The following is a 23,030-nucleotide window of genomic DNA, read 5'->3' on the forward strand; positions in this document are numbered from 1 at the left end:
TCGCGGAGCGGATCACATGTCACTGCGGCGTTCCTGGACGGTGTGGTCGCGGCGCTGGAAGAGGCGCTCGCGGGATAGCTTTGGGTTCAGTATGTGAACCGATAGAGTGGTGGGGTCATGACGAGCCCCGACAATCTGTCGCACCGCTTCGAGGTGGAGTCCGTCGAGCGCACCCTCGCGCTCGTCGGCGAGCGGTGGACCTTCGTCATCCTTCGCGAGATCTTTCTGGGCGTGCGCCGTTTCGGTCAGATCGCGCGCAACCTCAACATCCCTCGTCCGACCCTGGCGGCGCGCCTGCGCTCCCTTGTCGAGAACGGCCTGTTGGTCAAGGTGCCCTATGGGCAGAACGGGGAGCGCTTCGAGTACCGGCTGACCGACTCGGGCCGCGACCTGTTTCCCGCCGTCGTGACCCTGATGCAGTGGGGTGACAAGCATCTGCCAGTCCCGCAGGGGCCACCGCTGGTGTTGAGGCACAAGTTATGCGGACATCTCGCCGAGGCTCGCCTGGTCTGCAATCACTGCAACGAGGAGCTCACGGCTCGCAACGTGACACCCGAACCCGGTTCCGGTTTCGGCGGAGCACAGGAGTGAACCCCGTGCACGCTGAGGAAATCGGACGCACACCTTAGAGTCTCGCGTCCTCCCGGGTCGTTCGCGGTCGCCGGAATCACGGCAACGGTATCGGCGCCGGCGGCCATGAACTCGGCGAGCCTGCCGGTGACTTCGGAAGCCGTGCCGAAGGCGCCGAGAAGCCGGGACAACTCGGAGGGAATGGCCGCCGTCAGTTCCGAGCGGTGCGTGCCGCGGCGGGCGTCGGCGACCAGCGAGCCGAAACCGAGGTCGGTGAACATCTCGCCGTAGCCGGGTGGCCGCAGGTAGACGGCGATCTGGCCGGCGACCTGTCGCCACGTCTGTTCGGCCGGGTCCACCGCGGCCGGCACCCACACCGTCAGGTGCAGGGGTTGGCGGTCCGCGGCTCTCGCGTACCCGTCGATGCGTTCACGAATCTGTGCCACCCGTGCCGGGGTGGCCAAGTTCAGGACAAGCTCGTCGGCGTGCACGGCGGCCAGCCGCACCATGTCGTCGCCGAAGGCGCCCACGGCGATGCGAGCACTCGGCAACGGATGACGCAATCGGAAACCGTGGCTGGACAACAGATCTCCGTTGTAGCTGCTGCGTTGACCGGCCAGCATTGGCCGCAGCACGTCAATCGTCTCGCGCATCCGCGCCACGCTGCGGCCCCAGTCCCGGCCATGCCATCCGGTCACGATCATCGGGCTCGAGGCGCCGAGTGCAACGCTCACCTGCGCCCCTGTCAACGACGCGATGGTGCTGGCGCCCAGTGCGATTCCGGCCGGAGCACGCGCACTGATAGGCAGCGGGCCGATGTTCATTCGCATCCCGGGTGCCTGTGCGGCGATCGCCGTGGCCAAGGCAAACGCGTCGTAGGTGGCCATCTCACCCACCCAGAGTCCGCGCAGACCGGCCCGCCAGGCTTCGTGGGCCACGTCGACCGCCTCGGCGTCGGGGCGGTCGAGCCAGAAGGGCAGCGCCGCCTCGATCCGGCGACTCATAACGTCACCACGTTCGTAGGCTGGCCCACGAGGATGCGACCGGACAGTTCCAAGGACGATTCGCTGACCTGGAAATGCGCCGACGCCGTGAACGCGTCGCGCAGGTGTCGTTGCATCGGCGCGTCGTCATAGATCGCGCTGCCACCGGAGAGGTCGTAGACGGTGCGCACAACGTCGGTGGAAGTCCGTGCGGCGTGGGTGGCCGCCAGTCGCAACTGCAGTCGATCATCGGTCGTGAGTGCGTCGACCTGACTTGCCGTCCAGGCCTTTTCGATCGCCTGGTAATAGAGCGCGCGCGCCGACCGCAGAGCAGCCTCAGCGCCGGCGACGGCGCTCTGCACCGTCTGCCGCTCGCTGAGGGGGCGCGACGATCCTGCAGACTTCTTCGTGGCTGCCAGGTGGATGAAGGTGTCGACCGCCGCACGTGCGTTGCCCAGCGCCGCCGCGGCGATGCTGCTCGCGAAGTACCCGAAGATCGGGAAGCGGTACAGCGCACGATCGATCATCGGCCCGTCGGTCAGCGACAGCACCCGATCGTCGGGGACGGTCACCTCATTCGCCACCGCGTCGTGGCTGCCGGTTCCGCGCAGCCCGAGCGTGTGCCAGGTGTCGATGATCTCCAGCTCTGCGACGGGAATCGCCACGATGTAGTGCTCTGGCCCGTCACCGATGAAGCAACCGCCGAAGAACATGTCCGCGTGGGTGATCCCGCTGCAAAACTGCCAACGGCCGGTGACCTTCACGCCGCCGGGTACGCGCTGTGCCCTGCCGCGCGGCGCCCAGACGCCGGCAGCCACCCCGATCCCGTTGCCGAAGAATGCCATTCGGCTGCTCTCGGGCATGTACGCCTGCAGGAGGCTGCTCGTGGTCGCGATCGACAGGCACCACCCCGCCGAAGCGTTGCCGCGGGCCACTGTTTCGGCGCACTGCAGGGAGGTGACGGGGTCGAGTTCGAGCCCGTCGGTCTCCACCGGTGCGCCTGCGCGAAGCATCTTCGATACGGCCAGTTCGTTGAGCAGCTTGACGGGTAGCCGTCGGTGAGCGTCGATTTCGGCGGCGAGGCCGGCCGCCGTGTCGGCGATCCGCTTCGCCGTGGCGTCCAGGTGCTCAGGGCCGTTCATGGGCAGTACCGCGGAATGGGGGTACGTCGTGGTCATCGGAGCCTCGCTAATCAGCAATCGTCTGAACCGCCGTAACGATTCACTTAATGAACTGGTTCAATTATTGAACCATGAAATGGGACGAGTTGAGCCACCGCCGTTGGTGGCTCTACTGGGGTACGACGACGGCAGTCGTCAAATGGTTCGGCCGAAAGTGAATGTCGTGGGTGTTAGCGCGCGGCGGCCGCGGCTTTCTCGGCGGCCTCGCGGATCGAACCCCGCCAGACGGGGCCATGCCCCGGGAGTAGGACCTCGGTGTCCAGCAGCCCGAGCGCGGCCAGGCTGCGCACGCAGCCGTCCTGGTCGTGGTTGAACAGCTTCGGCAGCAGCTGCGGGCCGGTGTGCGATGCCAGCGGGTGGCCTGTCACCAGGGCGTCGCCGGCGACAAGTACGCCATCCACCACGTACGAGCAGTGCCCGCCGGTGTGTCCCGGGGTGGGGATCGCGACCGGCGCGCCGGGCAGACTGGCGGCGACGTCTTCGGCCAGCGCCTGCGTGGTCGGGATGCCGTCGTGGGTCATCCCGCCCTTCCGGGTGATCGCCACGGACCACTTGAGATAGCGCGGCTGCCAGATGTGTTTGGCGATGTCGACCGGGGAGACCTGCTCCAGGTACTCCCGCTTGGAGTGGCCGACCTCCGCAGCGTGGCAATACACCGGTGTGCCATGGGTTTTCGCGAACCAGATGGCCGATCCGAAGTGATCGATGTGGGCGTGTGTCAACAGGATCGCGCGTAGGTCGTCGACGCCGAAGCCGAGCTGACGCAGTGAGTCCAGTACGTCCTCACGATTGCCGGGGAACCCCGTGTCGATCAGGACCACGCCGTCACCGTCGGTGACCAGGGTCCAGTTGACGAGGTCGGTGAAGGCGAAGTGGACGCGGTCGGTAATGCGGTCCAGCGCTGCTGCCATGTCGCGAGTCTAGGCAGGAGGGTAGAAATGAGGCGTGCCTCAATTGAAACTCGGATACAAGGCGTCGGCGGAGCAATTCGCCCCGCGGGAACTCGTCGAGCTCGGCGTCGCCGCCGAAGCCCACGGCATGGACAGCGCGACCGTCAGCGACCACTTCCAGCCGTGGCGTCACGAGGGTGGCCACGCGCCGTTCTCGCTCGCCTGGATGACCGCGGTGGGCGAGCGCACGGAGCGGCTGATCCTCGGTACGTCGGTGCTGACGCCGACGTTCCGCTACAACCCGGCCGTCATCGCGCAGGCCTTCGCGACCATGGGCTGCCTCTACCCGGACCGGATCTTCCTCGGTGTGGGCACCGGTGAGGCCCTCAACGAGATCGCGACGGGGTACGAGGGTGACTGGCCCGAATTCAAGGAGCGCTACGCCCGCCTGCGCGAGTCGATCAGGCTGATGCGCGAGCTGTGGCTGGGCGACCGCGTCGACTTCGAGGGCGAGTACTACAACACCAAGGGCGCATCGATCTACGACGTTCCCGAGGGTGGCATCCCGATCTACATCGCCGCAGGCGGGCCGCAGGTCGCCAAGTACGCGGGCCGCGCGGGCGACGGGTTCATCTGCACCTCCGGCAAGGGCGAGGAGCTCTACAAGGACAAGCTGATCCCCGCCGTTAAAGAGGGGGCGGAGGCCGCCGACCGCGACCCCGACAGCATCGACCGGATGATCGAGATCAAGATCTCCTACGATCCGGATCCGAAGCTGGCGCTGGAGAACACCCGGTTCTGGGCTCCGCTGTCGCTGACCGCCGAGCAGAAGCACAGCATCAACGACCCGATCGAGATGGAGAAAGCGGCCGACGCGCTGCCCATCGAGCAGGTCGCCAAGCGCTGGATCGTCGCATCGGATCCCGACGAGGCGGTCGAAATGGTCGGCCAGTACGTCAAGTGGGGGCTGAACCACCTGGTGTTCCACGACCCACGCCATGATCAGCGCCGCTTCCTGGAACTGTTTCAGAAAGACTTGGAGCCTCGGCTTCGTAAGCTCGGCTGAGCCGACACGCCGAAGCATAACGAGCACCGCATGATTCGAGTGTTCGCGAGCGTCCTCGGCGTGCTCGCGTTCGCCGTCGGTGCGGCCGGATTGGTGTCGCGGTATCTGCCTATCGACAACGAGTTCATCCTCGTTGTCGCCGCGGCATCGCCGTACCTCGCGATCGCGGGCGTGATCGCGATGATCCTGTTCGCCCTCGCGCGACGCTGGGTGCTGACGATCCTTGCCGCAGTGTTATGCGTGGTGATGGTCGGCGTCCAACTGCCGCGCTTCATCGGGCCGGAGAACGCGGGCGTGCCGAGTGTCGCCGTCAGGGTGCTGAGCGCCAATCTCGGCCTCGGAGAAGCTGATCCGGTTGCGGTTGTGCAGTCTGCGCGCAACTCGGCGGACGTCGTGGTCCTCCAGGAGATGACGGCTGGGCTGGCTGCGGCGATGTCGGGGGCAGGCCTGGACGCGACGTTTCCGCATCGGGTGATCGACCCGCGTCCGCAGGCGGCAGGTATCGGCGTGTGGAGCCGATACCCGATCGTGTCGTCGGCGCCCATCGAGGGCTACCAGATGCCGATGCTGAGCGCGCGTATCCGCGTTCCAGACGTGCGCTTCGACCCGACGGTGCTAGCTGTGCACCTCGCCGCGCCTCTGGTACAGCCGCTCGACGACTTCACCAATGATTACGAGCGGTTCCCGGGCACGCTGCGCGAGGTCGCCAAGCAGGCGGGCTCGGGTGCGGTGATCGTTGCAGGGGATCTCAACGCCACCTATGACATGCGGCCGTTCCGGCGACTGCTCGACGAGGGCTATCGCGATGCCGCCGAGCAGGTCGGGGCAGGGATGACTCGCAGCTTCCCGAGCACGGTCCCGGGCCAGCCGTGGCGACGTCCCGTGGTCGGCATCGACCACGTGCTCGTGCGCAGTTGCGTCGCCACCAGTGCGGGCACGGTATCGGTGCCGGGCTCCGACCACCGTGGACTGCTCACGACTATCGAAATTCCGGTCGACCCGACCGCCAGTTATCCGGACGTCTAACGGGCCAGTGCGCCGCTGGCATGTGCGGGAACCGGTCCATTTGTGCCGCGGCGATGGTGGACGTATGTTCACGCAATGGTCGTCTCCGACCGACTGCCGAACCAAAAGCAAACCCGCGTGCTCGGCTATTGTTCGTGATCCGTCCAAACGCATCGGAGTAGATGATGCCGACGTCCGTCGCTCTCATCAGCGCAGTGGACCCGTATCCGACCGACGCCGGCAAGAAGGTGGTTCTCGCCGGATTCGTCGAATATCTGGCCGAACGGGTCGGCGCACGCAACGTGCATTACCTGATGGTGGGTGGCCATGGCGGCAATCGGTTTCCGGTCACACTGCGCCACGTAGAAAAGCCCCGCGGCCGCCAGGCGATCGCCAGCCTGATCACCCGTACCCTCACCGGGCGGTCCAGCATGCAAGAGGCCCTCCTGAATACCCGCGGTCTGCGCGACGCCATCCATTGCACGCTCTCTGACATCCGGCCGGACCTCGAGATTTACGACACGGTCCGGATGGCTCAGCATGCCCGCGTCACCGATGTTCGCGCAGTCTGTTACCTGGACGACCTGTTCTCCGAGCGATATCGCGGAATGCTCGAAGCGGCGAGGCGATATCCGGACGTCGATCTCCACCCGATGGGCAACTTCGGCGTTCATGTGCCCCGCGTCGTGCGTCCGATCGCCGACTGGCGGCCCAGCCAGCATCTGTTGCTGAAAATGGAGCAGCACCTCGTTCGGCGCAGTGAGGACCGGGTCGCGCGCCGGTTCGACGCCACGTTGCTGATCAACGCGCAGGAAGCAGCGTCACTGCGGGCACGCACGGGCGTGGACGACGCCCGTATACATGCGATACCGCCGTTGCTGGGTCGTCGTCCCCCGTCCGCTCGCAACTACCGGGGGCACCCGGAATTCATTTTTCTGGGCCAACTCTCGCTGACTCACAACGACGACGGCCTTCGGCACTTCCTCGCCGAAATCTGGCCGCTCGTGTTGGCGCAGCGGCCAGGCGCCAGCTTGGTCGTCGTGGGCCGCGACCCACACCCGGGTCTGACAGCGCTGGCGGCCCGATTCGCCGACAGTGTGAAACTCGAGGGCTACGTGCCGGAACTGGCGAGCATCCTGTCGCGCTGCGTCGCGCTGGTCAATCCGCTTCGGTTCGGCTCGGGTGTGAAGTTGAAGATCATCGAGGCGCTCGGCGCAGGAGTACCGGTGGTGTCGACCTCGGTTGGTGCCGGCGGGGTGGCGACGGGCGCGGAATACGGTGTCATCGTGGGTGATTCGGCGTCCGATTTCACCCGTCTCATGCTCGAAACCGTGGACCCGACGCGCAACGCCGAACTGTCTGCTGCGGCAGGGGAGCATTTCGAGAACACCTACTCGCGCCGCGCAGTGTTTGACCGCTACGACGCGGTATTCGGTCTGGGCTGACCGAAGGAGCTACCGCCGCGACCGGGGACGCCCCGCAGGAAGCGGGTTGCGACCTCGTCCCAGGAACCCCTCGTGGAGAGCGTCCGCGCGCCTGCATCGCCCATCCGACGCGCCTCCTGCGGGTCGGATAGCAGTCGGACCATAGCCTCTGCCAGCGCCGGGGGATCCTCCGGCGGTACCAACAGGCCGGAGATGCCGTCGTCGACGGCGGACGGGATGTCGCCGACGCGGGACGCGACCACTGGACGGGCGAAACTGTGCGCCAGATGCGCGACACCGGACTGGCTGCTGCGCTTGTAGGGCAGCACGACGCATCGGGCCCGGGAAAAGTACCCCGGTACGTCGGGTCCGGAGACATAGCCGAGGTGCAGCTGCGCGCTGTTAAGGCGCGAGATTCGTTCGCGCAGTTGATGTTTGTCGACATCGCTATCAGCGACACCCGCGATGACGAGCTCGGCGTCGGGAAGCTCTTGCAACACCAGCGGCCACGCCTCGCACAACGTGTCCGTGCCCTTGTATCGAGTGATGACGCCGAACGAGAGCGCCACCCGAGCGGTGCTGTCGGCGGGTGGAACCTTGCTCGCCAGCAGTCCCTCGTCACCGTGCGGGATGATATGAACCGGCGCGCTGACCGGCCATGTCTCGAGCAATGCGGCTCGTGCCGTCTCGCCGAGCACGAAGGCCACGTCGAGGTCGGTATACGCCCAATTGAGCGTCCTGCGGGCGACGGCCGCGATGTGGTACATCCCCTCCTGCTCGCGGCGCTTGACCAAGGGGCGTGGCTCGTGCGAGATCAAAGCAAGTACCGCGTGCGGAAGGACGCTTCGCACGATGTGTACGCCCAGGCCGTCGAGCGGGAACTGCCAGTACGACCACACGACGACGTCTGGTCGCTTGATCATCAGATAGCCGATCAGGACGACCCAGGCGGCCGAATGCTGAACGGCGCGTACTCCACGCCGGGCCCGGCGCCACCACTCGGGTGCATCGGCACCCGCGGTGGGATGCCACGTGGGCAGGATGCTGCGGACGCGGCACGCAGGTTCCCGAGATCCGAATTCCGGTGTGGGCCCAGTGATGACCTCGACGTCCGTACCGGCGCGCGCCAGTCCCTCGCCGAGCTGAAGTGCGAAATGGAAGAGCCCACCGGACGGCTGGAACTGCACCAGCGCGATGTGTCGTCGCCCGGCGGGGGCCTGGTCGCCGTGATCGATGGTCTGGTCGTACAAGGCTCGCAGTTGGTGCGCCCACCGCTGAGCACTGAAGGTCGTCTCGTATCGGTGCCGGGCATTCTCCTCGAGGCGGTGCAGCTGCGGCCCGCCCCCGCCCACCGTGGTTGCCATCTCGGTGATGGCCGCGCCCAGGGCCGCGGGCACACCGGGCTCGACGAGCAGCCCGCACTCGGGCGTGACGATGTCTGGGATTCCGCCCGCGGTTGTCGCGACGATCGGTCGCGCCGCGGCCAACGCGGAGATCAGCGCAGTGGGCAGCGCGTCCTCACGGGACGGGTGGACGACGAAGTCGCACGCGGCGATGAGATCGGCGACGTCATCGCGGAACCCGAGTATGCGCACCCGGTCCCTGAGCGCGGGGTCGGCCTGCACGGTTGCGGAGATCTCGTCGAGCAGAGGACCGTCGCCGGCCAACGCCACCGTCAGCGGCAGGTCGTCGGGCACTGACCGCATGGCTTCGAGGAGGTCGGCGTGGCCCTTTTCCGGGCGCAGGAGGCTGACGCACAGCGCGAGCAACCCATGGGGAGGGACACCGAGCTCGGCGCGGACCGCCGGTCGATCCGTCATCGGCTCGGGTTCGTTGATTCCGTTGGGCAACACAGTGATCGGGGCCTGCCCCCCGGCCAACCCGGTGTACCAGAGTCGCTGTGCCCCCGACAGCGCGATCACGGTCTGTGCCAATCGGCGACGGGCGCTCAACGCCGCCCGGACGCGCAGGCGGTGTGCCCGCGACGTCGCCTTGTCGATCACGTGCAGGGTGGAGATCGCAGGAACTCCGGCCAACCGGGCCGCGACGCCGCCCACCACGTCGGCGTGCTTCAAGTGGGTATGGACGATGTCGACCCGTTCTGCGCGCAGGATCCGTGCGACGCGTAACGCGGTGAACGGGTCGTATCGCGATGAGTGCAGTTCATACACCACGACACCCTGCTCCCGAAGTAGAGGGACGACCCGATTGTCGACACCCTCGGGGGTGTGGAAATCCGACAGGCCGATCACCACCATCCGCAGGCCGGCCCCCAGCGCCACCCGAGCCAGTTCGACGAGAACCGCCTCCGCCCCACCGGCGCCCAGCGAGTGGATGACATGGGCCACCGTGAGTGGACCGCTGTCAGACGCCACGGGTCACCTCTGCGTACAGGTGGTTCAGGTTCTCGATCCAGCGGGTCAGCGAATATTTCTGCTCGACCAGATCCCTTCCGGCGCGCCCATACTCAGCGGCGCGCACCGGATTCCCGATCGTGCTCAGCAAGGCCTCGGCGAGAGCGGGGACATCGCGTACCGGAACGAGGCGTCCGGTGACATCGTCGATGACTATCTCCCGGGTGCCCCCGGCGTCGGCGGCGACGACCGGCAGCCCGCAGGCGGCGGCTTCGATGATCGCCGTCGGGAGAGCTTCCTCTACCGACGCCGAGACGACACCGTCTGCCGTGGCGAGAATGGCGGCCACATCCTCGCGACGGCCCAGGAGTTCCACCGAGCCACCAAGGCCGAGTTCGGCAACCGTGCGCTCGATCTCCGGGCGGGCAGGGCCGTCACCGACGACCAGAAGTCGTGCGGCTGGATGTTTGGCCACCACCTCTGTCCATGCCCTCAGCAGATCCGCGTGGTTCTTGTCGGGGCGCAGCGCCGCCACACACGCCCAGACGGGTCCATCGACGTCGTTATCGGAGCACGCAACCGAGAAGCGTTCGGTGTCAACGCCGTTCGGGATCATCCGCCAGGTGTCTCGTGCCGGTCCGTGCAGCCTGGCGTACTCGTCGAAGGCATACTGAGACACCAGGACCAGCCGCCCCAGGCGTCCCGGAATCCGTACCGAGAGCCGCTCTTTGAGCCACTCCCGCCGACTGGTGTGCCGTTGTGGAATGAGGTGAAGGGTGGCGACTACGGGTTTGCGAGCGAGGAAGCCCGCCAGGGTCACCAGAATGGCCGAGTAGCCGAGGTGGGCGTGCACGACGTCGACGGATGCTCGCCGCAGGGTTCGAACCAGGCGTACGAAGCCGGCGATGTCGGTGAGCTTCTTCACGCCGAGGTAGGTCGGCTCGAGTCCAGCCTCGGCGATGCGACCGAAAAGCGCGGTGCGAGTGCCGACGGCCGGCGCCAGGCTCGCTGCCGAGATTCTCATCGATGCCGGCGCGCGCAACCCGAGCTCGGCGACGAGGTTCTCTGCACCCCCGAAGCTGAAGGAATCCAACACCATCAGCACCCGTGTCGGTTCCGACAACGTCAACCTCCTGTGGTGTGCCATTTCCCCGCGACGAGAATGCTAGCCAGCACCAGCCCTCTTCCGCGGAGGATTCATCGGCCGGTGATCGACTCTGGCCTCATGCCAGGACCTCAATGCGTTCCCACGGGATGCCGTCGATTCGGCTGTAATCCCACAGCAGTTCGCGATGCTGGTAGATCGCGCCAGGCGAGTGGTCGGAGGCCGCGGTGTCGCGCTCGAACGCCACGCTCAGCGGGGCGCCGCCGTAGTCGACGATGTAGGCGCCATAGGTCTGCAATGCCTGGGCGACCGCCAGTCCCGCCAGGGTCAGATCGAGCGCGGAAATGTCGACGTCTGGGTCCAGGCGAATGCGAGCACCCTCGGGTATGCAGTCCGACCCGCGATACGTCCCGTCCGTCTTGACCGCCGGCGGCCGGAACACGCCGGCGCAGACGCTGTCACTCTGCAGGGCCAGCGCATGCGGAATCACGCCGCGACGCATCTCGTCGATACGGATGACGCCGCCGAGCCGCGATGCTCCGGAGCCCGTACTGAACCCGTTGTCATGGGTGCCCCAGCCGGAGCCGTCGAGATCGTTGACCGCGCCGAAACTGGTCGTCCACCTCGTACCCTCACGTCGTGCCTGCCAGAATTCGAAGATCAGACGTCTGTCATTGTCGACCACGACCATTGCCCCATCCGACCCCGGTGACGGTTCAGCGTCTTCGGGAATGGGCACCGAATATCCGGCGAAGGGGCAGGGACCCCAGTCGGTGATCCTGCACGAAACGGACGTGCGAGGCGCGTCGTCGTCTGCTTCATAGATCGGAATGGCGAATTCGACCAGGTTGGCGTACAGCCCGTCATCACGTGACAGCCGAGCGACAATCTGCGGGCTGTTGACGTCGACTGGCGCGTCGTGCGCCACGGGCGTCCGGAAGGGACTGTCCGTTGCGAAAGGCTGAATCCGATGGCGCGCGTTCGGGGGTTCCCTGAGACCGCATACCGTCAGGACCAGGTATGAGCAGAGCACGATGGCCAGCGCGGAACCGAGTCTGCGCGAGAAGGCCATGATGAGCACTCCTCACCCTGCGGATGTCTTGTCTCAATTCTTGCGCATGCGACGTCGCAGCAGAAGATAAGCACCCACCGCGACCACTGCCCCCGCGGCGAACGCCGATACCGTCGCTGCGGCTGAGTGCTTGGTCTCGTCGCGTTGGATCGTGGAGCCAACCGGTCGTAAGTCGTACAACGAGGCGACATTGAACATCGCGAGGTTGGTTCTCGCGCGCTCCACCGCGAGGCGGAGGGATCCTCGGGCAGCCTGTGGGTCAGGGCTGGTGGCGGTGATCGTGACGATCCCGCGCACGGTGTCGGCGACAGCGGCGACCCCAGGAGTGCCAGACGTCATCATTGCCGCGTATGTGGGTAAGACAACGTCGTAGCTGCGGACGTCGAGGGCATATGCGTATGCGTATTCGGTGGCGCCGGTGGGGAGCACCGTGACGCGCTGACTCGCGGTGTGCGTCCGGGTGGCAGTTGCGGTGAGGCATCCCGCGACAACCACCAGTCCGACCAGGGCCGCTGCGCTCGCTTGAGCAGCGGTCCTGGTGCACTCTCGTAGGGGCTCCCGCCACTGGGTGCCGATATCCGTCGCGATCGCACCCGCCAGCGCGAGGAGGATGCCGAAGGTCCGTAGATAGGACAGGTGGATGAAGATGCTCGCAACCGACCACCCGACCACCGCCGCCATCGCCGCGGCCGCCAGCGAACGCTCTACGACGTCGGACCGCAAAGCCAGTTGCGTCACTCGGATGGCGACGCACCCTGTGACTCCGATGACCAGCACCGCCCACCCGATGAGTCCGACGACGCCGCTTTCGCTCGCCAACTGCGCGTACAGGTTGTGTGGGGCGGTGGTTGCGGGATTGATCACGGCCGTCGGTACTAAGCCCGAATACCGGGCTACTTCCAACTCGAATCCGCCTGGGCCGAAACCGAATACGGGTCGGTCATCGAACATCGTCCAAGCGACCTCGCCCGCAGCCATTCGTGATGCCACGGACAGATCGATGCTGTAAGACGGTCGCGATCCCCATACGTCGACGACCAAGGCGATCAGCCGGTTACCTATGCCGGGCACAAGCAACAACAGCACCACGGCCGGCAGCATTCTGACCGCCACGCGCCAGGCCGATGGGCCACTGGCCAGGGTCCAAACGGTCAGCACGACCAGAGTGGCGATGAACGTTCCGCGGGACTGCGTGAGGTAGATGCCGACCAGCAGCCCCAGCAGCGCCGCGGCCCAGCCGATCACGGCTCGTCCTCGGCCCGCCCGCGAGGCACGCACCATCAGTGCGCCGGCCAACGGTAAGCCCATGATGAGGTGGCGGCCCCAGAAGTTCGAGTCCGGCAGCGGACCCCCGAATCGCAGGGTGGTGACCAGCTCACCTTTGGCCTCGGTTACCGTCGCGAACCCGCCAAATGACATCGCTCCGTTGAAGATGACCTGGTTCAACAGGGTGAGCACACCGATCGTGGCAAGAGGTATCACGACCGCAGCCGCGACTGTCCATCGGCGTTGAGTCACCTGTATCAAGATCATGACGACAACGATGAACACGAAGTCGGTGCCCTGTTTCGTCATGAGGCTGAACGCCGCAGCGACGTCCTGAGCGCCGATCGAGGCCACGAACTGGGTCGTCAAGAAGGTCCCCACGAGCCCGATGAAAACGAGTGTCCACCGATTGAGGCGGCTCCTGGCGACCGGATCGAACAAAGCAATGCCCAGGGCGACCAGCCCGAGCAGGAGCGAGATACGGAACAGCGAGATGGGCCCCCGGGCACCGACCACCCCGCTGATGTTGGCCACCTCGCACACGACCATCGCGACCACGGTCCAGTGCGGTCGCCGCACGAGGTAGACCATCGCGACCATGGCTGCCGGCAGTAAGACGACGAGAACGAGCGGAGTCAGTCCGAGCACCGGCGAGAACGCAATGAGTACCGCCGCGCCGATGACCGCGCCGATGAGATAACTACTCGGTCGTGCCGACACGGCTACGTCGTCGGCCACGGCAGGTTTCACCGCGCGGGTGTCTCGGATGAAATCGGGGCGGTGTGGGCGGCCTTGTCAGCTTCGGGGGGCTGCCGCCTGGCGGCATGACTTGCCTGGTTCACGTGCTCGGGATCCCTGCGTTCGGCCCACCGGCTCGCGAGCAGCGCAACGCCGACTCCAAGCGCCAGCCCCGCGATCCCGGCCGTGCCGTAGGTTTGAACGCCGCCGGGACCCAGTCTCTGCGCACTGCCGGTGGCAGGCCTAATGACTTCCAGCCGGAATGGACCGGAGACAGCGATCGCCGGGGGGACAGCATCATTGAGGACCGAACTCAGGGCCGCCTCTGCGGTCTGGGGCGAATTCGCTTCGAGTGTGACCTCGATCAGCGTCGTGTCGCGGATGGGACCTGCGGTCAGACTCAGCTCGGAGGGGGGAACTCCGGCGGCGGCTGCAGCGGGCTGCAACCACGTGCCCTGGGCCAACACGATCGCCGCGGATCGCGTCGCTTGCCCGTTGTTGAGCACCTCCCAGAACTGGGCCGCCTCGCTGGTAGGTATGTAAGAAGCCGGCAACATCGCAAGCGTGGTCTGGGCGGCGAACCTCTTCGACTGCCCGAGCAGCACGAAAGCGATCGCCAGACCGATCAACATCCCGATGACCCCGAAGACGACCGCGACCATCCACCGCCGTCCGGAAAGCAACTTGACCACTTATGTGTCCTTTCCCGACTCGGGCGCGACGACAGTACCCGCAGCCGACCGCCGCAGTGAGCGAACCGATGATAGTCCCTGGTCATAGAGCCCGCGCGCGGTCAGCCGCAGCACCAATAGATAGGACACTAACCCTGCGGGGAGGGCAAGGCTCAGCTGAACGGGTGCCGGCCAGCCACCCGTGGCGTATGTGACCCCCATCATCACCACGGCCATGGCGGCCGCCGCGGGCATCGGACGCAGTGTCGCGCGGACGAACTGCGTCAACGCCAACCCCGTCACCGCTCGTACCAACACCATGTTTGCCACCAACGGCACCAGCTCGACGATTAGCAGCACTACGGCGACCATCAGGATGCTGTGGCCGGCCGCCCACCACATCGGCCAAATCAGTAGCGCGAGCTTCACCGCACCGGTCGCTGTCAGAAGCCCGGGACGTCCGATGGCCTTGAACACGTCGCCGGCGTGATAGGAGGCGGAATGGACGAGGCCGTACATGGCCAGGACGGCCAACACCGGAGCGGCATCAGCGTAGGCCGGCCCGTAGAGGGTGCCTATCACCGCCGGCGCCGCCGCCGCCAGCGCGACACAGATCGGCGCGGTCAGGGGCACGACGATCGTCACGACCTGCAGATAGTGCTCACCGACGCGGCGGCGGTCCCGTTGGAGCCGGGACAGAGAGCTGAACAGTACTTCGCTGATCACGATGCACAGGTTGAGCACGAGCAAGTCGGGGATCCGGAATGCCAGGGTGTACAACCCAAGCGCGGTGTCGCCGAGCCGGATACCCACGACTGCGTAGTCGACGTTGGCGATGCCGAATGCAAGAAGGGTGACTCCGGTGACGGACAACCCGTAGCCGAGGAGTTGCCGGGCCTCGTGCCGGTCGAAGCCACAGACCACAGGCGTGCGGGCGACCCACCAGTACAGCGCTGTGAGCGCCACGGTGCCTACGAGCTGACCGTAGACGAGACTCCACACGCCAAAACCGTTGGCGGCCAACGTGATCGTCAGGGCTGCCTTGATGACGGCGGCGATGAACTCCGGCCAGAGCCTGCTCTTGAAGTCCAGCCGTCGGCGCAGCAGCGCAGCGGGTAGGACGCCAAACGCGGAGATGGTGACGGCGATGGCGAGAACACGCACCATGTTGGTGAGTTCGGGCTGGTTGAGCATGGATGCCGGCAGGGGCGCCGCAATCGCGAGTCCCGCACCTGCCAGGAGGCCCGTCACGATGACGAGTGTCAATCCCGTTGGGGCGAATCGCTTCCACGAACCGGGGCTCTGCACGAGTGCGGCGCCGACGCCGAGGTCTTTGAGGTAGTCGAAGAAGTTGATGATCAACAGGGCAAGCGCGAACAAACCGAAATCTGCGGGGTCAAGCAGCCGGGCCACGATGACCGTGGTGATGAGCGCAGAGCTCTTACTGAGACCGAAGACCAAGTAATTCCAGAGGGCCTGGCGCCCGGTAGGTGGCGCAACCAACGACGCTGACTCGGCGACGTCCGTGACGCCTTCGTCGTGCGGCGGTGGCTTCCTCCTGAATCTCATCGGGCGCCGGATATCACGTCATGACGACGCGAGGTCACCAGCACCGTGAAATCGCCCGTGCCAGTTGACGGCTCAGCGTGATGCAAACAGATAGTCACGGGCCCAGGGGCGGGGATCGTCATCCCGACGTCGCACGGTGAACCCCGCGTCCACCAACAATGTGTTCACAGCGTCCTTGGTTCGGTACTGATCGTCACCGGTCTCTTCTGCCAGAAAATCATGACATCCGATGGCCGCGTTGCGTATCAGCGGAAGCACTTCTGAGGCCCCTTGCAGTGCCGGCAGCTCCGCGCCTTCGATATTCATCTTGAGGAAGTCAATGCGATCCAGGTTGTACCTGCGCACCAGATCCGGGAGCGTCAGTGCCGGGACTACGATGCCCTCGGAGCCGATCCTGTTCTCGTAACTGACCTCTGTCGGAAGGTCGCTGATCATGACGGGAGTGTCGGAATCCATGATGGCCGCGTGCAGCAACTCGACGTTGCGGACATCATTGAGCTGGCACGCACGCTTCAGAGTCTCGAACGTCGCGGGATGAGCTTCTACCACAATGACTTTGCCCGAGGCTTCCACCCAACGCGAGAACGGCAGCGTCTCCGTTCCGATTCCGGCACCGATGTCGAGAACCACGTCGCCCGGTTTGACTGTGTAGTCACGCAGGAACACGTCGTGGGTGAAAGCCTGGCATTCCTCGATGCTCATACCCTGTAGGCGCTCAGGTAACGGCATGACACCCGCGGGCGTGCGCTTGGACCACAGACCGCACGCGCGGTCGTAGATGAATCGTGCCTGCTCCCCAGCGGCTTTCGCGCGCAGGTTGGCCATGATGCCGATCAACGGCCGGCCAGGTCTATGGTCAAGCGCGCGATAGACAACGTGCTTGAGCGCCACCCCGAGACCATACATCGCGATCGACCTGTGGCACGGCCCATTGCTGAACCCTCCAAAATCTTCGTGCGTGGCGGGGACACGTGATTTCATGCTTGAGGAGTGCGGCGTCTGACGTAGGAGTTTCGCAGTGAGGGTACTCGTTACGGGTGGAGCAGGTTATATCGGAGCGCACGTCGCGAGGGCCTTACACGGGAGTGGGCACGACGTCGGGGTGATCGACGACTTCTCTACAGGCGAGCGTCGCCGTCTGGCCGCCCACACCCAGGTCTTCAAAGGCTCTGTGCTGGACACCGGGTTCGTCAAGACGTCCCTACGCGACTTCGCTGCGGACGCCGTGGTGCACATCGCGGCCAAGAAAGCCGTCGACGAATCCGTCGCCAACCCGCTCTTCTACTACCGCGAAAACGTCACGGGTATGCAGAGTGTGCTCGAGGCGATGGTCGGAGCCGGAACACGCCGCATCTTGTTTTCGTCAAGCGCCGCGGTGTACGGAGAGCGCGTCGCGAGTCCGGTGACAGAAGAAACACCCACCATTCCGTCGTCTCCCTATGGTTGGACGAAACTGATCGGTGAACAGATCATCTCCGATGTCGCGGCGGCGCACGGATTGAGCTGGTCGGCACTTCGTTACTTCAATGTGGCCGGTGCGGCGGCATCCGAACTGGCTGACCGCGGCGAGAACAACCTCATACCGAAGGTCTTTCGGGCGATCAGTTCGGATGTACACCCGAAGGTGTTCGGCGACGACTATCCGACCCCGGATGGTTCGTGTATTCGTGACTACATCCATGTCGAGGATGTTGCCGACGCCCACGCGACCGTACTGAATCAGATGGCGGCCACCGACATGACCGCTGTTTACAACATCGGAACAGGTACGGGGACCAGCGTCCTCGAGATCATGGCCGCGGTGCGGCAGGTCACCGGCAGGCATTTCGATTACGACGTCATCGGGCGGCGTCCCGGGGATCCGCCGGACGTGGTGGCCGATCCGGCGAAGATCCGCCTCGAGCTCGGTTGGGAATCTCGCCGCGATCTCCACGACACCGTGCACAGTGCCTGGCAAGCATGGACCGACCTCACTTCAAGGCCGTAACCTGAGTTGGTCCGTCACGTGAACATCCGAACTCCTCTGTTTAACCCTCGGTGCCGTTAATATCAGTCGACTCGGCGTCTGTAGGAAGGCAGTGTTGATGCGGCGGATATCCCGATCGTTCGTCGCGGTCGTGTGCATGGTTGCGGCAGCCGCCATCGGCCCTGTCGGTCCGGCGGTCGGTCAGCCCCCCGGCGATGCCCCCCCGGTGATCACCATCGGCTGGCAACAACTTGGCATCAACCCCCAGGTGGCACTGGTGGGTGACGACATGACGCAGAAGATCGTGATACCCGTACCTGAGGGACTTCAGCCGATCGCGATGACCGGGGTGATTGAATCCGTCAGCAATATTCCATCGGGAGTCATCCAAGCCCAGACCACCGACGGTCGGCCGGTGGGTGCGATCCCGATACCCATTCTCGCGGCAGGTCAGCCGCCCGTGGGATTCAGTCTCGACATCGCCTCAGCGCCGGTCGTTCGCCGTGAGATTCAACTGAACCTGATCCTGCAGGTGGACGCCGACACTGTCTGCAGGCCGATACCGATGCTGGTCATGGGAAATATCAGTGTGTCCTACGCCGGGGGCGCCCAGTCGCCCCAGACCATCGAACAGTTCCTTCCCGTCATCGCGCCCGTTGTCGACCTCTACGTCGATCCGGCACCCACCGACGCCGAGAAGATCACGACACTGCGCCTGGTCGCGGCGGTGTCCAAGTACTACCAACCGGCGAAAGTCACGATGAATGTGCGCCCGCTGCCCCGGACGGCGCCAGGACCACCGCCGGATCGTGATGGCGCCGCGCGCGGAATCGTCATCCGTGATGTCGACGAGCCCAAGCCGGGCGTGCAACTGGTCACCGATGCCGGTGGGCCGTTTCTGGTCTTCACCGGACGCGGCGAGGCCCTCGCAAGGCAAGCCGGCCTGTTCCGGGATGACCTACAGAAACTGGCACAGGCCAACAGTTTCGCAATCGAATCCGCTGCATCCGAAACGGACGAAAAGACCGCGAAGGCAACATTCGGGGAGCTTCTCCTAGGCGGCAGTACGACCGTTTTGGGCGAGAACTACATCTATCTGAGCTTAGCTCGCGCCCTGGCCGCGGCCACCAAACCGGGCATCGTCGACGTCCATCTGCTCGCGAACTACACGCCGCTGGACGAAGACGAGAAGGGAACGATGATCGTCGCCGTGGGCGACCTGGTGCTCACCACCGTCCGGCTGGACGCCTCTGGCCGAGTGGACAGCAACTTCTCCATCCCGGCCGATCTCGCGGCGCGCAACCAAGACGTGACCGTCACTGTGAGATATGAACCCGGCCCCGGTTGTACCCCGCTGACCCTGCCGATGAACTTCGATATCGACCCGATGTCCACCGCGATAGTTCGGCGTGGCGGTGAGGTGTCGATGGGAGGCTTTTCGGCGCTGCCCCAAGGTTTCATTCCGAAGTTCCAAGTCGCATTCGATGGAAGTGACCCGGACGAACTCGCGCATGCGGCGACGATCATCGAACTCATCCAACGGCTTTCATCGACCGCGATGCTGCCCGAGCTGGTCAGTCTCGAACAGGCCGCCCAGAGCGACACCAGCGCACTCATCATCGCCAGTGCTGAGTCGGTGCAGCGAAACGACCTGGACCCGCCGATTGCTCCACAAGGCGACAACCTGTCACAAGTCGATCTCCCGTCTTCGACCGTCATCGACATCGACACCGGGCTGGCTGCCCTCCAGAGCTATGCGCAGAACAACCGGACGGTCGTCCTGCTGACCGCATCAGGTCCGTGGACTCTCGCGGCGCCACTATTCGGCTATGTCGCAGGCCTTCCTGAGGGTTGGCGCGAGCTGACCGGCGACGTACTGGTGGTCGGACAGGGCGCCGACCCGCAAAACTTCACCGTGAGGTCCGATGGTCCGACGATGGCAGGGGTTCCGTCCCCCGCGGATGTCGACGTTCACCAGGATTCCCGCGGCTGGTACGAGTGGACCTTGCTCGGCGCGGGAGTACTCGTCGTGCTGGCCGTCATAGGGGGAGCAATTGCCTTGCTGAGACGGCGATCTCGTCCCATCGCCAGCGCGGAAACTCAGCCCTGAGCACTAAAGCCCTGGTGAGGTTGCGCAAAACGGGCAGATCGCGGCGGCCGGCGCGGCCGACTCGTAGTATCTTCTCGACTATTTCTTGAAGCGGGGAGCGGTCTATGCGTCGGACACTTCAGATCGAATTCAATGAGTTGAGTCCGACGTTGATCGATGACTTGATAGCGGCGGGCGAGTTGCCGAACTTCCGGCGACTGCAGGAATCCTCCGAGGTCTTCGTCACCGACGCTTCTGATGAGGCCACCCTCGAACCCTGGACGCAGTGGCCGACCCTGCACACCGGGATCGCAGACCGCGACCACGGTATCCAGCACCTCGGCGAGGGGAATCGAATCGCTGGTCGAGGTATCGCGCGCGAGTTGGCGAGGTCAGGATTCAAGGTCGGCGTGTTCGGATCGATGAACGTCGACTACGGGCCGTTGGACGGCTTCGTGGTGCCCGATCCGTGGAACCCGAACTCGACTCCGCACCCCGCCAGTCTGAACGCGTTCACCAACTTCGTGGTTTCGGCCGTGCAGGAGAACTCCGCGAACACGCTGAACAAGAAGGCCGCGCTGCCCTTCCTCGCGTACCTCGCCACCCACGGCCTGACGCCGGCTACGTGTACCTTGGCATTGCGGCAGCTGATCGATGAGCGGCGCGACCCTGGTCTCACATGGCGGCGGTCGATCATCCTGGATGCCATGTCTTACGACGTCTTCCGCAAGCTGGTGCGCAGCCGCGAGGTGGCCTACGCCACGTTCTTCTCCAACTCAACCGCCCACTTTCAGCATTATTTCTGGCGCAATTTCCGGCCGCAGAGCTTCTCGGCGCCGCCGCCGCCCGAGGACCACCCCTCCTTGGCAGACGCCATGCTCGCCGGCTACCGCAACTACGACCGGCTGATCGGACGCTTTCTGTCCGACTTCCCCCACGACCGCCTCGTTTTCGCCACTGCGCTGAGCCAGCAGCCTTGGGATACGACGAAATGCACGTATCGTCCCAAGGACTTCGGCCGATTGCTGAACGTCCTCGGCCTCAACCCATCTCGGGTCTCGTTCGCGCCGGTGATGGCCGAGGAGTTCATGTTGTCGTTTTCCGACACCGCAGCGGCGGATGAGGCTTTGACGCGGCTCAACGACTCCCGGATCGGGAACGAACCGCTGTTTCGGTACGAGCAGTCCGACCCGCTTAGGGTCAAGGTCGGATGTGCGGTCAACGAGTGGACCCCGGATCAGGGTGCGGTCACCATGCCTGACGGTTCACGGGTGCCTTTCGACGATCTGTTCGCCCGGATACACACCATCCGCAGCGGCCGACATCATCCCGACGGTTGCTTCTGGGTGCAATCTCCCACGCCTCGCAATATCGGCGAGCGGATTCCGCTGACGTCGGTGGCGCCGACGATCCTCCGGCTCTTCGGCGTCGATCCACCCGCCTATATGACCGAGCCGGCGGTCGAGCTTGCCTGTCAGGCGGCCTGACTCCCCAGCCCAAGTTGCCCATCGCTTCTTCAGAGGGCGATACGGGTAAGTCGACAATCGCTCAGGGCGTCCTTCATCGGCTCGCGGCCAACGTCGCAAAGGTTGGCGTCTTCCCCCAATCACCCGCCTCGGCGAGATCGCGACTACATCCTCGAGTTGTTGCCGTCGCAAGCAACCGCGGGCCTGCCGTATGAGGATTGGGTAGGTGTCAGCTACCAGCAGCTGCATGAGGACACCGCCCCGGCGTTCATCCGAGACGTATCCAGAAACTGCATCTGGATACCAACATCAGCTCCGGCCGCCTTGCCGATATCGGTTTCACCCAGCAGTATTCGCTGCTCGAGGCTTTTGCCGATTGGCGTCGCGAATCCGGCGGAGGGCTGCCTCGGTGAGCGGTCACCGAAAATCTGCAGTTCTTCCCTTGCCGCAGCCGTGTATTCCTTGGAGTACGTGGTCAATTGCCCCAGTTCGGCCGCTGCCATCGAGCAGGTCGTCAGCCACTGAATCGTGGCATCAGACTCTGCCGAAGCGGTCGAATTGGTTGGCAAGCAGTTCAATTCGCGCTGAAGCATAGCGAGCGCCGCATGATTCGAGTGTTCGCGACCGTCCTCGGCGTGCTCGCGTTCGCCGTCGGTGCCGCCGGATTGGTGTCGCGGTATCTGCCTATCGACAACGAGGTCATCCTCGTTGTCGCCGCGGCATCGCCGTATCTGGCGGTAGCGGGCGTGATCGCGGTGATCCTGTTCGCCATTGCGCGACGCTGGGTGCTGACGATCCTTGCCGCGGTGTTATGCGTGGTGATGGTCGGCGTCCAACTGCCCCGCTTCGTCGGGCCGGAGCGGGCGGGGGTGCCGAGTGTGGCGGTCAGGGTGGTGACCGCCAATCTCGGTTTCGGACTGGCGCATCCGGGCGCCGTCACCGAGTTGGCGCTTTCGTCCGCCGATGTGCTGGTGATCCAGGAGCTGACGTCGGAAGCCGCGGCGCGGTTATCCGCGGCGGGGCTGGACGAGAGGTTTCCGCACAGCGTGCTCAATCCGGAGAGGCAGGCGTCCGGCATCGGGGTGTGGAGCCGGTATCCGATCGTGGATTCGGCGCACATCGAGGGCTACCAGATGCCGATGCTGAGGGCGCGGATTGAGGTCCCGGGTGATGTTCGCACCCACGGTCCTGGCGGTGCACCTCGCCGCGCCGTGGGTGCAGCCGCTGCACTACTTCCGCGACGACCTCGCGCTTCCCTGCCACCTTGCGCGAGGTGGCCCGCGACGCCGGCGCGGGCGCGGTAATTGTCGCGGGCGACCTGAACTCCACCTTCGACATGGAGCCGTTTCGGAAGTTCCTCGCGGAGGGTTACCGCGACGCGGGGGAGCAGGTCGGCGCGGGTCTGACCCGCACCTACCCGAGTAAGCCCTGGCGCGCGCCGATGACCGGCATCGACCACGTGCTCGTCTACAACTGCGTGGGGTCGTCGGTGCGCACCGTCGAACTGCCCGGCTCCGACCATCGCGGACTGGCTACCACCATCGAGGTTCCGATCGACCCGACCGCCAGCTATCCGGTGGTCTAAGGCCGAGGTTCGGCGGGCGTAGGTTCGACG

At 65.2% G+C, this 23,030-nt stretch carries 20 protein-coding genes and 1 pseudogene; 10 read left to right on the top strand and 11 right to left on the bottom strand.

All coding sequences use genetic code 11. From position 1 onward, the window contains the following. The first annotated feature begins 117 nt into the window (after window positions 1–117). Window positions 118–591, top strand: a complete 474-nt coding sequence (locus tag CSQ99_RS13455) for a winged helix-turn-helix transcriptional regulator (RefSeq protein ID WP_099039538.1) — start codon at window positions 118–120, stop codon at window positions 589–591. Here CSQ99_RS13455 and CSQ99_RS13460 read toward each other — a convergent pair. From CSQ99_RS13460 to CSQ99_RS13470, 3 genes are all read right to left on the bottom strand, one after another. Continuing rightward, complete coding sequence (locus CSQ99_RS13460) at window positions 516–1,574, bottom strand: LLM class F420-dependent oxidoreductase (RefSeq protein ID WP_099039539.1); 1,059 nt, start codon at window positions 1,572–1,574, stop codon at window positions 516–518. The two genes, CSQ99_RS13455 and CSQ99_RS13460, sit on opposite strands and share 76 nt — an antisense overlap. After that, on the bottom strand, window positions 1,571–2,695 hold the full coding sequence (locus CSQ99_RS13465) for an acyl-CoA dehydrogenase family protein (protein WP_099039583.1): 1,125 nt from the start codon (window positions 2,693–2,695) through the stop codon (window positions 1,571–1,573). Before CSQ99_RS13465 ends, CSQ99_RS13460 begins: the two co-directional genes overlap by 4 nt. 209 nt (window positions 2,696–2,904) lie before the next feature. Next, complete coding sequence (locus CSQ99_RS13470; RefSeq protein ID WP_099039540.1) at window positions 2,905–3,645, bottom strand: MBL fold metallo-hydrolase; 741 nt, start codon at window positions 3,643–3,645, stop codon at window positions 2,905–2,907. A gap of 34 nt (window positions 3,646–3,679) precedes the next feature. On the opposite strand from CSQ99_RS13470, the gene fgd reads away from it, so the two are divergent. From fgd to CSQ99_RS13485, 3 genes are all read left to right on the top strand, one after another. Further along, complete coding sequence (gene fgd / locus CSQ99_RS13475) at window positions 3,680–4,690, top strand: glucose-6-phosphate dehydrogenase (coenzyme-F420) (protein ID WP_099039541.1); 1,011 nt, start codon at window positions 3,680–3,682, stop codon at window positions 4,688–4,690. Window positions 4,691–4,720: 30 nt separating this feature from the next. Next, window positions 4,721–5,716 carry an endonuclease/exonuclease/phosphatase family protein gene (locus tag CSQ99_RS13480; protein WP_099039542.1) on the top strand — a complete coding sequence of 332 codons (996 nt, stop codon included), beginning with the start codon at window positions 4,721–4,723 and terminating at the stop codon, window positions 5,714–5,716. A 164-nt stretch (window positions 5,717–5,880) separates the two neighbouring features. Continuing rightward, window positions 5,881–7,140, top strand: a complete 1,260-nt coding sequence (locus CSQ99_RS13485) for a glycosyltransferase (RefSeq protein ID WP_342746697.1) — start codon at window positions 5,881–5,883, stop codon at window positions 7,138–7,140. Here CSQ99_RS13485 and CSQ99_RS13490 read toward each other — a convergent pair. The 7 genes from CSQ99_RS13490 to CSQ99_RS13520 all read right to left on the bottom strand — a co-directional run bounded on the left by CSQ99_RS13490 (window position 7,113) and on the right by CSQ99_RS13520 (window position 16,785). Next, entirely contained in the window at window positions 7,113–9,494 is a 2,382-nt protein-coding gene (locus CSQ99_RS13490) for a glycosyltransferase (protein ID WP_245908895.1), read from the bottom strand. The two genes, CSQ99_RS13485 and CSQ99_RS13490, sit on opposite strands and share 28 nt — an antisense overlap. Beyond that, window positions 9,484–10,596 carry a glycosyltransferase gene (locus CSQ99_RS13495; protein ID WP_245908896.1) on the bottom strand — a complete coding sequence of 371 codons (1,113 nt, stop codon included), beginning with the start codon at window positions 10,594–10,596 and terminating at the stop codon, window positions 9,484–9,486. The genes CSQ99_RS13490 and CSQ99_RS13495 overlap by 11 nt, the downstream gene beginning before the upstream one ends. A 100-nt stretch (window positions 10,597–10,696) precedes the next feature. After that, window positions 10,697–11,650, bottom strand: coding sequence for a hypothetical protein (locus CSQ99_RS13500; protein ID WP_245908897.1), 954 nt, complete (start codon window positions 11,648–11,650; stop codon window positions 10,697–10,699). Window positions 11,651–11,683: 33 nt separating this feature from the next. Further along, on the bottom strand, window positions 11,684–13,654 hold the full coding sequence (locus CSQ99_RS13505; protein ID WP_141562665.1) for an O-antigen ligase family protein: 1,971 nt from the start codon (window positions 13,652–13,654) through the stop codon (window positions 11,684–11,686). Window positions 13,655–13,662: 8 nt separating this feature from the next. Continuing rightward, window positions 13,663–14,346, bottom strand: a complete 684-nt coding sequence (locus CSQ99_RS13510; RefSeq protein WP_099039546.1) for a YveK family protein — start codon at window positions 14,344–14,346, stop codon at window positions 13,663–13,665. Then, window positions 14,347–15,894, bottom strand: coding sequence for a lipopolysaccharide biosynthesis protein (locus tag CSQ99_RS13515; RefSeq protein WP_099039547.1), 1,548 nt, complete (start codon window positions 15,892–15,894; stop codon window positions 14,347–14,349). 72 nt (window positions 15,895–15,966) lie between these two features. Next, window positions 15,967–16,785, bottom strand: a complete 819-nt coding sequence (locus CSQ99_RS13520) for an FkbM family methyltransferase (protein WP_176561015.1) — start codon at window positions 16,783–16,785, stop codon at window positions 15,967–15,969. A 127-nt stretch (window positions 16,786–16,912) separates the two neighbouring features. Between CSQ99_RS13520 and galE the strand changes: the two genes are divergently transcribed. The 4 genes and pseudogenes from galE to CSQ99_RS31360 form a co-directional block, all read left to right on the top strand. Beyond that, on the top strand, window positions 16,913–17,881 hold the full coding sequence (galE, locus tag CSQ99_RS13525; RefSeq protein ID WP_099039549.1) for a UDP-glucose 4-epimerase GalE: 969 nt from the start codon (window positions 16,913–16,915) through the stop codon (window positions 17,879–17,881). Between the two features lie 97 nt (window positions 17,882–17,978). Next, entirely contained in the window at window positions 17,979–19,970 is a 1,992-nt protein-coding gene (locus CSQ99_RS13530; protein WP_141562666.1) for a hypothetical protein, read from the top strand. A 104-nt stretch (window positions 19,971–20,074) separates the two neighbouring features. Further along, window positions 20,075–21,436 (top strand): RNA-binding protein, encoded by a 1,362-nt coding sequence (locus CSQ99_RS13535; protein WP_099039551.1) that lies wholly within the window; start codon window positions 20,075–20,077, stop codon window positions 21,434–21,436. Beyond that, window positions 21,421–21,703 (top strand): annotated as a pseudogene (locus tag CSQ99_RS31360) (phosphate acetyltransferase); the annotation flags it as partial. The gene CSQ99_RS13535 and the pseudogene CSQ99_RS31360, both read left to right, overlap by 16 nt. On the opposite strand, the gene CSQ99_RS30985 reads toward CSQ99_RS31360, so the two are convergent. Then, window positions 21,649–22,008 (bottom strand): hypothetical protein, encoded by a 360-nt coding sequence (locus tag CSQ99_RS30985; protein WP_176561016.1) that lies wholly within the window; start codon window positions 22,006–22,008, stop codon window positions 21,649–21,651. The pseudogene CSQ99_RS31360 and the gene CSQ99_RS30985 overlap by 55 nt on opposite strands. A gap of 12 nt (window positions 22,009–22,020) precedes the next feature. Here CSQ99_RS30985 and CSQ99_RS13550 point away from each other — a divergent pair, with 12 nt between their 5' ends. Then, entirely contained in the window at window positions 22,021–22,719 is a 699-nt protein-coding gene (locus CSQ99_RS13550) for an endonuclease/exonuclease/phosphatase family protein (RefSeq protein WP_342746698.1), read from the top strand. Then, window positions 22,689–23,000, top strand: a complete 312-nt coding sequence (locus tag CSQ99_RS31775; protein WP_342746699.1) for an endonuclease/exonuclease/phosphatase family protein — start codon at window positions 22,689–22,691, stop codon at window positions 22,998–23,000. The genes CSQ99_RS13550 and CSQ99_RS31775 overlap by 31 nt, the downstream gene beginning before the upstream one ends. The last annotated feature ends 30 nt before the right edge of the window (window positions 23,001–23,030 follow it).

The sequence above is a fragment of the Mycobacterium neglectum genome, assembly GCF_002591975.1.
GTDB classification, from domain to species: Bacteria; Actinomycetota; Actinomycetes; order Mycobacteriales; family Mycobacteriaceae; genus Mycobacterium; species Mycobacterium neglectum.

Bases quoted from the DNA above. Each gene is read 5' to 3' on its own strand.
- CSQ99_RS13485 (WP_342746697.1), top strand. From the start codon at position 5,881: ATGCCGACGTCCGTCGCTCTCATCAGCGCAGTGGACCCGTATCCGACC.
- CSQ99_RS13470 (WP_099039540.1), bottom strand. From the start codon at position 3,645: ATGGCAGCAGCGCTGGACCGCATTACCGACCGCGTCCACTTCGCCTTC.
- CSQ99_RS13500 (WP_245908897.1), bottom strand. From the start codon at position 11,650: ATGGCCTTCTCGCGCAGACTCGGTTCCGCGCTGGCCATCGTGCTCTGC.
- CSQ99_RS13465 (WP_099039583.1), bottom strand. From the start codon at position 2,695: ATGAACGGCCCTGAGCACCTGGACGCCACGGCGAAGCGGATCGCCGAC.
- CSQ99_RS13460 (WP_099039539.1), bottom strand. From the start codon at position 1,574: ATGAGTCGCCGGATCGAGGCGGCGCTGCCCTTCTGGCTCGACCGCCCC.
- CSQ99_RS13535 (WP_099039551.1), top strand. From the start codon at position 20,075: ATGCGTCGGACACTTCAGATCGAATTCAATGAGTTGAGTCCGACGTTG.
- CSQ99_RS13530 (WP_141562666.1), top strand. From the start codon at position 17,979: ATGCGGCGGATATCCCGATCGTTCGTCGCGGTCGTGTGCATGGTTGCG.
- CSQ99_RS13480 (WP_099039542.1), top strand. From the start codon at position 4,721: ATGATTCGAGTGTTCGCGAGCGTCCTCGGCGTGCTCGCGTTCGCCGTC.
- CSQ99_RS13455 (WP_099039538.1), top strand. From the start codon at position 118: ATGACGAGCCCCGACAATCTGTCGCACCGCTTCGAGGTGGAGTCCGTC.
- CSQ99_RS13515 (WP_099039547.1), bottom strand. From the start codon at position 15,894: ATGAGATTCAGGAGGAAGCCACCGCCGCACGACGAAGGCGTCACGGAC.
- CSQ99_RS13550 (WP_342746698.1), top strand. From the start codon at position 22,021: ATGATTCGAGTGTTCGCGACCGTCCTCGGCGTGCTCGCGTTCGCCGTC.
- CSQ99_RS30985 (WP_176561016.1), bottom strand. From the start codon at position 22,008: ATGCTTCAGCGCGAATTGAACTGCTTGCCAACCAATTCGACCGCTTCG.